This is a genomic window from Klebsiella sp. 10-1 (genome assembly GCF_009758445.1).
Lineage (GTDB): Bacteria > Pseudomonadota > Gammaproteobacteria > Enterobacterales > Enterobacteriaceae > Klebsiella > Klebsiella scottii.
The window spans coordinates 132,518-146,282 of the sequence record NZ_WQRE01000002.1 but is presented as its reverse complement, the minus strand read 5'-3'; the positions used below and the strand labels follow the sequence as shown (position 1 = coordinate 146,282).

The following is a 13,765-nucleotide window of genomic DNA, read 5'->3' as shown; positions in this document are numbered from 1 at the left end:
GGGGGCAGGCTATGGCGGGTAAACGTATCGATCGCGAAAAAGAGACCATCAGCAGGATGATTTCGCTCTATCGGCGCCGCTGCCCGGAGGCTACAGGCGACGCGGAGCACTATCAGGCGCTCAATGCCTATGCCGACAAGCGGCTGGATAAATGCGTGTTTGGTGAAGAAAAGCCGGCCTGCAAGCAGTGCCCGGTGCACTGCTATCAGCCGGCAAAACGCGAAGAGATGAAGCAGATCATGCGCTGGGCGGGGCCGCGAATGCTCTGGCGCCACCCGATATTAACCATTCGTCATCTGATTGATGACCGGCGCCCGGTACCCGAGCTGCCGGAAAAATACCGGCCAAAAAAATAGCCGGCACCTTTCCGGGCCCTGGCGCTAGCCGCGGCCCTCGACCTCTGCGGAGTCGGCCTGCGTCTGGCTATCGCGCATCGAAGTATAAACGAACGTAATGATGAACAGCGCGGTGAACAGCACCACGATGGTGGGCGCCGGGGCGCTATCGAGATAAAACGACAGCCAGACGCCGCCCAGCGAACAGCTCACGGCGAGCGCCACCGCCAGCAGCAGCGCGCTGATAAAGCGCCGCGTCAGCAGCAGCGCGATAGCGCCCGGCGCTATCAGCAGCGAAATCGACAAAATAATCCCCACCGCTTTCAGCGTCGCGACGATAGTCAGCGCAATCATACACAGCAGCCCGTAGTGCAGCAGCCCGCAGCGTAAACCGCTGGCCTTGGCCTGATGCGGGTCGAAGGCGTGCAGCAGAAAATCGCGCCACTTCAGCCCAATAATCAGCGCAATAGCCAGCGCGATCAGCGACGTTTGCGCGATATCGCTCGCGGAGATGCCCAGCATATCGCCGAACAGAATATGGTCGAGATGAATCTCGGACTGAATGGCGACGTATAGCACCAGCCCTGCGCCAAACATGCCGGAAAAGACAATCCCCATGATCGTGTCGCGCTTGATGCGGCTATTGTCATCAAGATAGCCGGTGGCAATGGCGCAGAACAGCCCGGCAATAAAGGCGCCGATGGCGAATGGAATGCCGACGATGTACGCCACCACTACCCCCGGAAACACCGCGTGGCTCATGGCATCGCCCATCAGCGCCCAGCCTTTAAGCACCAAAAACACCGACAGCAGGGCGCAGGGGACGGCAACGATAGCCGCCACCAGCATGGCGTTAATCATAAAAGAGAACTGGAACGGTTCGAGCAGAGCGGTCAGCATGAGGCCTCCCTGGCGCGACGGCGGCTGGCAAGCAGGCCGTGCTTTGGCGCGAAGATAAATGCCGCCAGAAACAGCAGCGTTTGGGCCACCACGATAATGCCGCCGGTGGCGCCGTCCAGATAGTAGCTCAGCCAGGCGCCGAAGAAGCTGGTCAGGCTGCCGATGGCGACGGCAATCGCCAGCAGGCGCGGAAAGCGGTCGGTGAGTAGCCAGGCGGTGGCGCCGGGGGTGACCACCAGGCAAATCACCAGAAACGCGCCCACGGTTTGCAGCGCCGCAACGGTACAGGCCGCCAGCAGGGTGAAGAACAGCAGCTTGAGTCCGGTGGTGTTCAGGCCGATGGAGCGAGCGTGGCTTTCATCGAAAAAGGTCACCATCAGATCTTTCCATTTCAGCAGCAGGATGACTATCGAAATAAAGCCAATCGCCGCCAGCTGGATAATATCCTCCGGGGCAATCGCCAGAATATTGCCAAGGATAATGGTCTGAATATTTACCGAGGTCGGGTTGAGCGACACCATAAACAGCCCGATACCGAAGAAGGAGGAGAAAATCAGCCCGATAATGGCATCTTCCTTGAGCTTTGAGCGCTGGTTGAGAAACAGCATGCTGCCCGCCGCCAGCCCGCCGGAGAGAAAGGCGCCCAGCGCAAAGGGCAGGCCGAGCATATAGGCTCCCGCCACGCCGGGGACGATCGAGTGGGAAAGGGCATCGCCAATCAGCGACCAGCCTTTAAGCATCAGGTAGCACGAGAGAAATGCGCACACGCCGCCGACCAGCGCGGAGACCCACATCGCGTTCAGCATATACTGATAGCCAAACGGCTCGATCAGCCAGTTCATCCTTCGCCTCCTGTTGCCCGGCGGCTGATAAACGGCCGTTCATCGTCGGTAATGATGCGATCCTCGCCGCCTTTCAGCACCACGTGGCGCAGCACGCCGCTAAAGGCAAGCTCCAGATTCTCGGCGGTAAAGGTGGTCTCGGTCGGGCCGCTCGCGAGAACGGTGCCTTTGACCATCACGGTGTAGTCGCAAAACTCGCTGACCGAACCGAGATTGTGGGTTGAGACCAGCATGGTGCAGCCTTCATCGCGCAGCTCCCGCAGCAGGGCGATGATCCGCGCTTCGGTCTGCACGTCGACGCCGGTAAAGGGTTCATCCAGCAGGATCACCTTGCCCTGCTGGGCGATGGCTCTGGCAAGGAACACACGCTTTTTCTGGCCGCCGGAGAGTTCGCCGATCTGCCGCTGGCGGTATTCGCTCATGCCTACGCGCGCCAGCGCCGCGTCAACGATCTCGTGGTCGCGAGCCTTTGCCCGCCGCAGCCAGCCCATATGGCCGTAGCGTCCCATCATCACTACGTCCTCCACCAGCACCGGGAACGACCAGTCGACCTCTTCGGACTGTGGGACGTAGGCCACCAGATTTTGCCGCAGCGCCTGGTTGACCGGCCGGCCGAGAATCGCAATATCGCCGCGCGCCAGGCGCACGAAGCCCATCAGCGCTTTAAACAGGGTCGATTTCCCCGAGCCGTTCACCCCAACCAGCGCGGCAATCGAACCCTGCGGGACGCTGAAGGAGGCATCCCGCAGCGCGGTATGGCCGTTGCGGTAGGTTACGCTGACCCGATCGATGACCAGCCCCGCCGTTCCTGCGCTCATGGCTGTTTCCTCAGGCCGTCGTTGATGCCTTGGACGATGGTTTGCGTGGTCACCCGCAGCAGATCGAGATAGGTAGGTACCGGGCCGTCGGCGGTGCTCAGGGAGTCAACGTAGAGCACGCCGCCGTAGTGGGCGCCGGCTTCGCGCGCGACCTGGCGCGCCGGCTTATCGGAGATGGTGCTTTCGCTGAAGATGGTCGGGATATGCTCTTTTTTCATGGTGTCGATGGTTTTACGCACCTGCTGCGGCGTGCCCTGCTGGTCGGCGTTAATCGGCCATAAGTAGCGCTCCTGCAGGCCGTTATCGCGGGCGAGGTAGGAGAAAGCGCCTTCGCTGGTGACCAGCCAGCGCTTATCTTCCGGCAGTTTCGCCAGCTGCGCTTTCAGCGGCGCCATGGTCTGGCGGATTTTTTCCTTGTAGGCCTCGGCGTTGCGGCGATAGACGTCGGCGTTGTCCGGATCGTATTTCACCAGCGCGTCGCGGATGTTATCGACGTAGATTAAGGCGTTGTCCGCCGACATCCACGCATGCGGGTTGGGCTTGCCGTTATAGGGGCCGTCGCTGATGCCCATCGGCTGAATGCCGTTGCTGACCACCACTTCCGGCACGCCGTTTAAATGCTGGTAGAAGCGGGCGAACCACAGTTCGAGATTCAGACCGTTGGCGAGAATGAGCTGCGCTCCTTGGGCGCGCTTGATATCACCGGGCGTGGGCTGATACTCATGGATTTCGGCCCCCGGTTTGGTAATTGAACTCACCTCGGCGGCATCGCCGGCCACGTTCTGCGCCATATCGGCGATCACCGTAAAGGTGGTGATGACCTTAAATTTATCTTTCGCCTGCGCGGGGGCGACGGCGAGGATCGCCAGAGTAGCGGCAAACATCAGGTGTTTCAGCGGTGGCAGGTGCAGCATAGGTTCCCTCACAACGTTGCGATTAATTAATCATCATTTATAGCCTGTGCTATGTTATATAGCACAGGCTATTGCTAAATGAAAATGATTATTATTTAGATGGTGGGCGAATAATGAGCGTGGAAACGATAGATCGGCATAGCGGCGGAGGGGAAACGGGCGCGAAATCGACGCCCGATCGGCGCAGCGCCAGCGGAAAAATGCCGAAAGGCGCTGCTGACGCGGAGGTTTGCAATGAACGCTGTTTCACTCAAAGTGAAGCAGCGCTTTGAGTCTGACTCAGGCGCGGGTTGCGAGGAGGATCGCCGACGCTTTGATCAGCGCAATCACGCGGCTGCCCTGCGCGAGCTTCATTTCCTGCTGGCTTTCGTTGGTGACGACAGCGACAATCTCAAAACCGGCATCGGTTTTAATATGTACGGTGTCGTTGACCGCGCCTTCCGTTACGCGGGTCACGCTGCCGGCAAACTGGTTGCGTGCGGAGAACTTCAGGCCGCAATCCTCGGTCGCGAGGGTGACCCACGGCGCTTTAATCAGCGCAATGGCCTCTTTTCCTGCGACCAGGCCCAGCGCTTCCTTGCTGCTGTGGGTGACAATTGCCACCAGCTTTGCGCCGCCCGCGAGGGTTAATTCAACCTCATCGTTAACTGCGCCCGTGGCTACCGCGCTGACCGTGCCGGTGAGCTGATTACGTGCTGATACCGCCATAGAATCTCCTTGTACCTGGTTGAGTGCGTGTCGGACCTATACTAGCTCATCTTTTGTAATACCCAATCTTTTCATCCGCGACAGCAGGGTCGTGCGCTTTAGGCCAAGACGCTGGGCGGCGCCTTTGGGGCCGGCAACCACGCCGTTGCTCTCTTTCAGCACGCGGACGATAAGCTGATACTCGTCTTCGCCCTCCTGCGGCAGAATTTCTGCCGCAGGAGGTTCCGGATCGCTGTTCAGCTCGGGCATGGATAGCTGCAGCACGCTGCCGCGGGTCAGCAGCACCGCGCGCTCAATGACGTTTTCCAGCTCGCGGACGTTGCCCGGCCACTCCATGCGGCTTAGGGTGCGCAGGGTTTCAGCCGGAATGCTGTCGATATTGCGCCCAAGACGGCGGGCAATTTTAAAGGTGAAGGCTTTGACCAGCAGCGGAATATCATCCGGACGTTCGCGCAGCGGCGGGATATGGATCGGGAAAACGTTGAGCCGGTAGTAGAGATCGCTGCGGAACTCGCGATCGGCGACCATCTGCTTGAGATCGCGGTTGGTCGCGGCGATCAGCCGCACGTCGGTGCGGATCAGCTTATTGCTGCCGAGGCGCTCAAACTCCTGCTCCTGCAGCACGCGCAGCAGCTTCGGCTGGAGCTCAACCGGCATATCGCCGACCTCATCGAGAAACAGCGAGCTTTTGTCCGCCAGCTCAAAACGACCGATGCGCTGGGCGCTGGCGCCGGTAAAGGCCCCGCGCTCGTGGCCGAAGAGGTCGCTTTCCAGCAGCCCGGCGGGCATCGCCGCGCAGTTCATTTTCACCATTCGCCGGGCGTTGCGGCCGCTGAGGTTATGGATCGCGCGGGCAATCAGCTCTTTACCGGTGCCGGTTTCGCCGAGGATCAGCACGGTGCTGTCGCTGTGCGCCACCATTTCGACCTGCTTGAGCACGCTGTGCATCGCTTCGCTGCGGCCGATTATCTCGCCAAACTCGCTCTCGACGTTGTTCAACTGCTCGGTCAGCGCGAGGTTCTCATCAACCAGCCGCTCTTTCAGGCGCTGGATCTCGCGATACGCCAGCGCGTTATCGACGGCGATCGATACGCGCTCGGCAATCTGGCGCAGCAGCTTGAGGTTGGTGGTGGTGAAGACCTTCTCATCGCACTGCGCCAGCTTCAGGACCCCAAGCAGGGTATTGCCGGACATCAGCGGCAGCAGGCACAGGGTCTGAATCTGGTTACCCCACATCTCGAAGAGCATTTTTTCGTACGGCGCCAGGGAGTCGTGTTCGTGCAAATTGAGCAGCAGCATCTCTTTGCTTTTAAACACCCGCTCGGTCAGCGTTCCGGCCTCGTTGACCTCGCTTTGGTCGTGCACCGGATGGCTGGCGTCGAGGTAGTGGGTCGAGTAGATATTCAGCTTGCCTTTGCGGCCGCTGCGCAGCACCACGCTAATGGCGTCGATGCGGAAATAGCGGTGGATCTCTTTGGCGACCTCGCTGACCAGCTCATCGATATCCAGCCGGGAGAGCACGGCGTTGGTGATGGCAACCAGAATGCGGAAGTTATCGCGCTCGTGGCACAGCAGATCGTAATCAACGTTATTGCTGACCCGGCTCTGGATCTGCTCGGTGACCACGGCGACGATCTGCGTGAAGGTATGCAGGCGCTGATACTCTTTTTCCGTCCACGGACGCGCATCGTTGCGGATAAATTCGCAGCCGCCGAAGATGCGGCCCTCTGCCGCCAGCGGCAGCAGGCAGTAATGGCCGAACGGCGGGTACAGGCCGCTATCGGCCAGCAGCGGCCAGGCTTCGACAAATGTGGCGCGATCGCAGTGCAGCGCGTCGGGGCGCGAAAGCAGGCGCCTCACCGGCCCGTGCGCCAGCACGGTCTCATCTTCGTAGCTCACCGGCAGGCCCGCTTCGTCGCAGGCGTATCTTGCCGCGCGGTGGTTGCCGGCGTTCCAGAGAATAATAGCGGCGCGATCCGCCAGCGCAGATTGCCGGACCAGACGCGTCAGCGTTTCGCTCAGCGCGGCCAGATCGGGCTGCTGTAATAAAACACGGGTGATGTCGAACAGACCCTGCTGCCCGAAATCGCCCAACGGTGTATACGACATTGCTTACGTCCAAAAAGCGCCGACAAAGCAGCGCATAAGAAAGTGATGACATAAATATACCCGTCATACTTCAAGTTGCATTTGCGTGGGTTGCGTTCAGTCACCCGAATCACTTACCTGAGTAAGCTCATCGGGATCCCCTCGCTTGCCGCCTTCCTGCAACTCGAATTATTTAGGATGTAATAGTATGTTAATAAAGCATTTTTGCGCCAGTCGGGCGCTTTCCGCCGCAACGCTACCCCGGCGGCCAGAGGCGACTAGCAAATTCGCGGCAGCGGCTCGGCGTGAGGAAGATCGAGGGTGCGTTTCACGCCGTACAGGCCGACGGACCGCACGCCGCTGCGCTCAACTACTTCGCCGACTATCGCCGCGCGGCGGCCGAGCGGGTGCGCCCGCAGCCGGGTCAGCGCCGCTTCCGCCGCATCGCGAGCGACGGCGATAACCAGCTTGCCTTCATTGGCAAAGTTGAGGGCATCGAGCCCAAGCAGTTCGCAAACGCCGCGTACGGTATCGTTGACCGGCAGCTCTCGTTCGTGCAGCTCAATCCCGCAGCCGCTGGCCGCGGCAAATTCATGGGCCACCGCGTTAACGCCGCCGCGGGTGGCATCGCGCAGCGCTTTCACGCCGGGAAGGTCGCGCAGCGTCTGAATCAGCGGCGTTAATACCGCACAGTCGCTGGAGAGCGCGCCGTCCAGCCCGAGCCCTTCGCGCAAATTCAGAATGGTGGCGCCGTGATCTCCCAGCGTGCCGCTGACCAGCAGCACGTCGCCGGGCGTAATCTGCCGCGCTCCCCAGCGGATCTCGGGAGGAATCGCGCCAATCCCGGCGGTATTGATAAACAGCTTATCCGCCGCCCCGCGCGGCACGACTTTGGTATCACCGGTGACGATAGCGATATCCGCCGCCTGAGCGGTCTGCGCCATGCTGTTCACCACCTTCTCAAGGGTGGTTATCTCCAGCCCCTCTTCGAGGATAAAACCGCAGGAGAGGTAGCGCGGCAGGGCGCCGCTTACCGCCACGTCGTTAGCGGTGCCGCATACCGCCAGCTTGCCGATATCGCCGCCGGGAAAAAACAGCGGATCGATAACGTAGCCGTCGGTGGAGAAGGCGAGGAGATCCCCCTGGGCGGCAAGCTGCGCCAGGTCAAGCCGCGCCTGATCCTCCTGCTCCGCCAGCCACGGATTGGCGAAGGCCTGCATAAACAGGGAGGCGATCAGCTGCTGCATCGCCTGACCGCCGCTACCGTGGGCTAACTGGATGCTTTTCATGCTTCGTTTTCCTGACTGCGATATTGATACCAGGCGGCGCAGGCGCCTTCTGATGAGACCATCAGCGCGCCGAACGCGCTTTGCGGATTACAGACCTGCCCGAATAACGGGCACTGATGCGGTTTGCAGCGGCCGGTCAGCACCTCGCCGCAGCGGGCTCGCGGGTCGTCACAAACGCGCTGGGGCGCCGGGCGAAAATGGGCTTCGGCGTCGAAACGCTGATATTCAGGCGTCAGCCCTACGCCGGAATCGCTGATGACCCCAAGCCCGCGCCATTCGCTGTCGCCGGAGAGACAGAACACGTCGGCAATCGCCTGCTGCGCCAGCGGATTACCTGCATCGGGTACCACGCGACGATACTGGTTCTCGACCCGGCTGCACCGCGCTATTGTCTGCTCAACCAGCATCACCGCGCCTTGCAGTAGATCAAGAGGTTCGAATCCAGCAACCACTAAAGGCCGGCGGTAGTCGCTGGCGATAAACCCGTAGGCTTCGGTACCAATGACCATGCTGACGTGACCGGGGGCGAGGAAGGCGTCGATACCGTTGTCCGGAGTATCGAGCAGGCTGCGCAGGGTCGGGAGCAGGGTAATGTGCTGGCAGAAAAAGAAGAAGTTATCGACGCCGCGGTCGCGCGCCTGGCGTAGGGTCAGCGCGGTGGCGGGCATGGTCGTTTCAAAGCCCAGCCCGAAGAATACCACCTCGCGGTCGGGGTTTTGCTGCGCCAGCTTCAGGGCATCGACCGGCGAATAGACGATGCGCACGTCGGCTCCGCGCGATTTTGCCTGCAGCAAGGAGCCGTTTTTCCCCGGTACGCGCATCGCATCGCCGAAGGTGCAGAAAATGACGCCCGGGCGGCCGGCAATTTCAATGCAGGCGTCAATGCGGCCCATCGGCAGGACGCAGACCGGGCATCCGGGACCGTGGATAAATTCAATATTTTCCGGCAGCAGCTGGTCGAGGCCGAATTTAAAGATGGCGTGGGTGTGGCCGCCGCAAACCTCCATAATCCGCAGCGGACGGGCGGCGGTATACGGCAGCAGGCGAGCGCGCTCCCGCAGGCGATCCACCAGCTGCAGCACCTGCTCCGGCGCGCGGTATTCATCAACGAAACGCATTATCGCTCCTCGCCGAACAGCAGGGCGCCGACGTCCGGCTCGACCTCAAACATATTTTGCAGCGCCGCGAGGGTATCGCGGGCTTCGGCTTCATTAATGATGCTCATGGCGAAGCCGACGTGCACCAGCACCCACTGGCCGAGCCGCGGCCGGCCCTGCTCATCGACGGCGCCCACCAGCGTTAAGTCGACCTCGCGCTGGATGCCGCAGATCTCGACCCTGGCCTGGTTGCCCTCAATGGCGCAAATTTGTCCCGGGACGCCTATGCACATTGCTGCGCCTCCAGCCAGTTAAGCCACTGCTCCATGCCCTCTCCGCTGGTGGCGGAAAGCAGGATGATTTCAATATCAGGGTTTACCTCCCGCGCGCAGGCGAGGCACTGCTCAACGTCAAAATTGAGGTACGGCAGGAGATCGATTTTGTTCAGCAGCATCAGGCTGGCGGCGGCGAACATATGCGGATACTTCAGGGGCTTGTCTTCACCTTCGGTCACCGACAGGACCGCCACCTTGTGCCGCTCGCCGAGATCGAAGCCCGCCGGGCACACCAGGTTGCCGACGTTTTCAATAAACAGGATGCCGCTATCGGCAAGTTCCAGGCGTGGGGCGGCCTCGGCGATCATCTGCGCGTCGAGGTGACAGCCCTTGCCGGTGTTGACCTGAATGGCCGGCGTGCCGGTGGCGCGAATGCGCGCCGCATCGTTGACCGTTTGCTGGTCGCCTTCAATCACCGCGCAGGCGGTTTTCGCCTTCAGGCGCAGCAGGGTTTCGGTCAGCAGGGTGGTTTTGCCGGACCCGGGGCTGGAGACCAGGTTCAGCACCAGCTGGCCTTTGGCCGCAAAGCGGGCGCGGTTGCGGGCGGCCAGACGGTTGTTCTTCTCCAGCACGTCAATTTCAACGTCCAGCATTTTACGCTGGCTAATGCCCGGCGCATGGGTACCCGCCTCGCCGTGGCCGTAGTGCAGGTCGCCCTCAGCGGAGCGGCTGGGGGTAAAACCGTCTGTTTTGACGCCGGTAATGGTCATCAGCCGGCGCGTAGCCGGCGCGAAGGGGGCGCTGCGAAACGCCGAGTGGGGGTTACGTTCGTCACCTTCTATATAAAGGTTGCCTTCCCCACAGCCGCAGGTGGTACACATAATTTTACTCCTGGTCTATCCCGCCATACTGCGCGTTGTTTCTCTGCTGGCGGCGCTCGCGCGCCTGCCGCCGCGATCCCGGGCGCACTATGCGGGGATCACTTCTATTCTCTGAATCTGTAAGCCATCGTCCGCCACGATCTGCAGCCTGTCGCTCTGACACCGCGGGCAGCGCCGCACGTGCTGAGAGATCAGGCGCACGTACTGCTGGCAGGACTCACACCAGCATTCGGCCTGCTGTTCGGCGATATGCAGCTCGCAGCCTTCGGCCAGCGTGCCGCGGCACACCAGTTCAAAGCAGAAGGTCAGCGCGCTGGCCTCCACGCAGGAAAAGGCCCCGACCTTGAGCCACACGCCGGTGACCCGACGCGCGCCGGCCTGCTGCGCCTGCTGTTCAATAATTTCCAACGCCCGCTGGCTAAGCGTGATTTCGTGCATGGTGGCCTCCACATCGCCGCAATGGGCCATATATGCAATAACGATGCCAGGGCATCGGTACTGTCGGAGAAACTGTCGATGACGATGGCCTGATGACGTCGTCGACATGTCGCTGAAGGCCCCGACTTTTATTAATTTTAATAAATATCAATAAGATAAAATTTGGCATAGAAAATGCTAGTGCAGTGCATCTCATGCAACCGGGAGATCCGAGATGACTATTTGGGAAATAAGTGAAAAGGCGGACTACATCGCCGATCGTCACCGCCAGCATCAGGAGCAGTGGCATACCTACTGCAACTCGTTGGTTCAGGGCATCACCTTGTCGAAGGCGCGCCTGCATCATGCGATGAGCTGCGCGCCGGACAAAGAGCTGTGCTTCGTGCTGTTCGGCCACTTTCAGGTTTTTGTTGCGCTGGCGGAAGGCTTTAACAACCACACCATCGAATACTACGTACAAAGCAAAAATGGCGAAGATAAGCGCTTGATCGCGCAGGCTACGCTGGCTTCTGACGGCACCATCGACGGGCGCATCAGCAACCGCTCCCGCGAGCAGGTGCTGGAGCATTATCTGGCGATCGTGGCGACCGTATACGACCGCCTGTACGACGCCATGGAACAGGACCAGCCGGTGGATTTAAGCCATCTGCAGCTGGACGATTAAGCGCAAGGTGTCGACGGGTGTCGAAAATGACATCTGCACCACCTGATTTCGTCAAAAATGACTTTCACCCGAGGAAGACCCGGTGAACCGTTTTGTAATTGCTGACTCCACCGTCTGTATCGGCTGCCGCACCTGCGAAGCCGCATGCGCTGAGACGCATCGCCAGCAGGGCCTGCAGGCGATGCCGCGACTGCAGGTCATGCGTAATGAAAAAGAATCCGCGCCGCAGATGTGCCACCACTGTGAAGACGCCCCCTGCGCCGCAGTATGCCCGGTTAACGCGATTAACCGCATCGACGGCGCGGTCCAGCTAAACGAAAGCCTGTGCGTAAGCTGCAAGCTGTGCGGCATCGCCTGCCCGTTTGGCGCGATCGAATTTTCCGGCAGCCGGCCGTTGGATATTCCGGCAAATGCGAATACGCCGATGGCGCCCGCCGCGCCGCCCGCGCCCGCCCGCGTCAGCTCGCTGCTCGACTGGGTACCGGGCGTACGCGCCATCGCGGTGAAATGCGATCTGTGCCATTTCGATGAGCAGGGACCTGCCTGCGTGCGTACCTGCCCGACAAAAGCGCTGCTGCTGGTTGATATCCGCGACATCGCCCTGGCCAGCAGGCGTAAGCGCGAGCTGACTTTTAACACCGACCTCGGCGATTTGTCGCTGTTTCAGGCGCAACAAGGGGGCGTGAAGTGAACATTATCTCTTTAGTCAATCAGGCGGTGGTTTGGTACGCCGTCAGCGCCGTGCTGGCGCTGCTCTTTAGCCTGAGAAAACCGCTAAGCGGCGCGATCGCCGGGATCGGCGGGGCGGTTGCCAGCGCGATGCTGATCGTCGCCGGGATGGCGACGCTGCTGATGCCGGGCCGGGTGAGCACCGGCGTGCTGCAGATGATCTCGCTGCCCGTGCGGGTTAGCGGGGTTAACGCCCTGTGGCTGCTGGCCATCGGCCTGTCGGCATTACCGATTTCGCTATTTAATATCTCCTGGCACCGCCATCCGCAGGTAAAAGCTAACGGCCTGCTGGTCAACCTGCTGCTGGCGGCCGCCACCTGCGCCGTCGTGACGACCAGCTTTGGCAGCCTGGTGGTGATGGCGGAAATTATGGCCCTGTGCGGAGCCTTCCTTACCGGCTGCGCCCAGTCCGGCAAGCTGTGGTTTGCGCTGGGCCGCTTCGGCACGCTGCTGCTGGCGTGGAGCTGCTGGCTGGTGTGGTCGTTTTACGGCACGCTCGATCTGACGCAGATTAGCCTGCTGGCCGCCGGAGCCCCGCAGCAGATGCTGCTGTGGCTCCCGGCGCTGGTCGGTTTTGCGCTGCTGGCGGGGATTATTCCGCTGCACGGCTGGGCGCCGCAGGCCCATGCCGGCGCTGGCGCGCCGGCCGCCGCGCTGTTCTCCACGGTGGTGATGAAGGTTGGCCTGTTCGGCGTCCTGACGGTCTCCCTTGCCGGCGGCGTCCCGCCGCTGTGGTGGGGCGTACTGCTGCTGGTGCTGGGGATGATCACCGCGTTTATCGGCGGGCTCTACGCGCTGATGGAGCACAATATCCAGCGCCTGCTGGCGTACCACACTCTGGAAAATATCGGCATCATCCTGCTGGGCCTCGGCGCGTTTGTCACCGGCGTGGCCCTCGGTAACGCCAGCCTGATGGTGCTGGGATTTATCGGCGGGATGTATCACCTGATCAACCACAGTCTGTTTAAAACCACGCTGTTCCTTGGCGCCGGGGCGGTGTGGTTCCGCACCGGCCATCGCGATATCGAAAAGCTGGGCGGCATCGGCAAAAGAATGCCGCTGATTTCGCTCTCTATGCTGGTTGGCCTGATGGCTATGGCGGCGCTGCCGCCGCTGAACGGCTTTGCCGGCGAGTGGGTTATCTATCAGTCGTTCTTTAGGCTCAGCACCGGCGAGGCGTTTATCGGCCGCCTGCTCGGGCCGCTGCTGGCGGTAGGCCTGGCGATTACCGGCGCCCTGGCGGTGATGTGCATGGCTAAAGTCTACGGCGTCACCTTCCTCGGCGCGCCGCGGAGCCAGCAGGCGGAAAACGCCACCAGCGCCCCGTGGCTGATGACCTTCAGCGTGGTGTTTTCCGCGCTCTGCTGCGTGATTGGCGGCGTGGCAGCTCCGTGGCTTCTGCCGCTGGTGAGCGGCGTGGTCCCGGCCCAGGCTCAGGTATCGAGCGTGGTGTCGCAGCCGCTGATTGCCATTCTGCTGATCGCCTGTCCGCTGCTGCCGCTGCTGCTGATGATTTTCTACAAAGGCGACCGCCTGCCCGCGCGCTCCCGCGGCGCGGCCTGGGTCTGCGGCTACGACCATGAAAAATCGATGGTGGTGACCGCCCACGGCTTCGCGATGCCGGTCAAAGAGGCCTTTGCTCCGCTGCTCAAGCTGCGCCACTGGCTGAACCCGGTACGCCTGATCCCCGGCTGGCAGAACGGCTCCGCGCCCGCGCTGCTGCGCAGCGTTGCGCTGATTGAGCTGGCGGTGCTGGTCGTTATTGTCATTTCACGAGGAGCCTGAGA

At 61.3% G+C, this 13,765-nt stretch carries 15 protein-coding genes; 4 read left to right on the top strand and 11 right to left on the bottom strand.

The features are described 5' to 3' along the window. The first annotated feature begins 11 nt into the window (after positions 1-11). The gene (locus GO007_RS08790; protein ID WP_095098513.1) at positions 12-356 is read left to right on the top strand and encodes a nitrous oxide-stimulated promoter family protein; all 345 of its coding nucleotides are present in this window, start codon (positions 12-14) and stop codon (positions 354-356) included. 24 nt (positions 357-380) lie between these two features. Here the strand turns inward: GO007_RS08790 and sitD are convergent, their stop codons facing one another. The 11 genes from sitD to hypA all read right to left on the bottom strand — a co-directional run bounded on the left by sitD (position 381) and on the right by hypA (position 10,585). Next, positions 381-1,235, bottom strand: a complete 855-nt coding sequence (gene sitD, locus GO007_RS08785; RefSeq protein WP_095098510.1) for an iron/manganese ABC transporter permease subunit SitD — start codon at positions 1,233-1,235, stop codon at positions 381-383. After that, positions 1,229-2,077, bottom strand: coding sequence for an iron/manganese ABC transporter permease subunit SitC (gene sitC, locus GO007_RS08780; protein ID WP_095098508.1), 849 nt, complete (start codon positions 2,075-2,077; stop codon positions 1,229-1,231). Before sitC ends, sitD begins: the two co-directional genes overlap by 7 nt. After that, positions 2,074-2,895, bottom strand: coding sequence for a manganese/iron ABC transporter ATP-binding protein (locus tag GO007_RS08775; protein ID WP_095098505.1), 822 nt, complete (start codon positions 2,893-2,895; stop codon positions 2,074-2,076). The genes sitC and GO007_RS08775 overlap by 4 nt, the downstream gene beginning before the upstream one ends. Then, a complete protein-coding gene (locus GO007_RS08770; protein WP_095098502.1) occupies positions 2,892-3,809 on the bottom strand; it encodes a metal ABC transporter substrate-binding protein in 918 nt (305 codons plus the stop codon). The genes GO007_RS08775 and GO007_RS08770 overlap by 4 nt, the downstream gene beginning before the upstream one ends. A gap of 279 nt (positions 3,810-4,088) precedes the next feature. After that, positions 4,089-4,517, bottom strand: coding sequence for a TOBE domain-containing protein (locus tag GO007_RS08765; RefSeq protein WP_095098499.1), 429 nt, complete (start codon positions 4,515-4,517; stop codon positions 4,089-4,091). A gap of 36 nt (positions 4,518-4,553) precedes the next feature. Then, entirely contained in the window at positions 4,554-6,626 is a 2,073-nt protein-coding gene (flhA, locus tag GO007_RS08760) for a formate hydrogenlyase transcriptional activator FlhA (protein ID WP_095098496.1), read from the bottom strand. 257 nt (positions 6,627-6,883) lie between these two features. Then, a complete protein-coding gene (gene hypE / locus GO007_RS08755; protein ID WP_095098493.1) occupies positions 6,884-7,894 on the bottom strand; it encodes a hydrogenase expression/formation protein HypE in 1,011 nt (336 codons plus the stop codon). After that, the gene (gene hypD, locus GO007_RS08750; RefSeq protein ID WP_095098490.1) at positions 7,891-9,012 is read right to left on the bottom strand and encodes a hydrogenase formation protein HypD; all 1,122 of its coding nucleotides are present in this window, start codon (positions 9,010-9,012) and stop codon (positions 7,891-7,893) included. The genes hypE and hypD overlap by 4 nt, the downstream gene beginning before the upstream one ends. After that, positions 9,012-9,284, bottom strand: coding sequence for a HypC/HybG/HupF family hydrogenase formation chaperone (locus GO007_RS08745; protein ID WP_095098487.1), 273 nt, complete (start codon positions 9,282-9,284; stop codon positions 9,012-9,014). Before GO007_RS08745 ends, hypD begins: the two co-directional genes overlap by 1 nt. Then, complete coding sequence (gene hypB, locus GO007_RS08740) at positions 9,275-10,147, bottom strand: hydrogenase nickel incorporation protein HypB (RefSeq protein ID WP_095098484.1); 873 nt, start codon at positions 10,145-10,147, stop codon at positions 9,275-9,277. Before hypB ends, GO007_RS08745 begins: the two co-directional genes overlap by 10 nt. Positions 10,148-10,234: 87 nt before the next feature. Further along, positions 10,235-10,585 carry a hydrogenase maturation nickel metallochaperone HypA gene (gene hypA / locus GO007_RS08735; RefSeq protein WP_095098481.1) on the bottom strand — a complete coding sequence of 117 codons (351 nt, stop codon included), beginning with the start codon at positions 10,583-10,585 and terminating at the stop codon, positions 10,235-10,237. Positions 10,586-10,799: 214 nt separating this feature from the next. Here hypA and hycA point away from each other — a divergent pair, with 214 nt between their 5' ends. The 3 genes from hycA (at position 10,800) to hycC (ending at position 13,763) form a co-directional block, all read left to right on the top strand. Beyond that, a complete protein-coding gene (gene hycA / locus GO007_RS08730; protein ID WP_095098478.1) occupies positions 10,800-11,249 on the top strand; it encodes a formate hydrogenlyase regulator HycA in 450 nt (149 codons plus the stop codon). 82 nt (positions 11,250-11,331) lie between these two features. Next, positions 11,332-11,940: a 4Fe-4S dicluster domain-containing protein gene (locus tag GO007_RS08725; RefSeq protein ID WP_095098475.1), complete on the top strand. Its 609-nt coding sequence runs from the start codon at positions 11,332-11,334 to the stop codon at positions 11,938-11,940. Next, a complete protein-coding gene (hycC, locus tag GO007_RS08720; protein ID WP_095098472.1) occupies positions 11,937-13,763 on the top strand; it encodes a formate hydrogenlyase subunit 3 in 1,827 nt (608 codons plus the stop codon). The genes GO007_RS08725 and hycC overlap by 4 nt, the downstream gene beginning before the upstream one ends. The last annotated feature ends 2 nt before the right edge of the window (positions 13,764-13,765 follow it).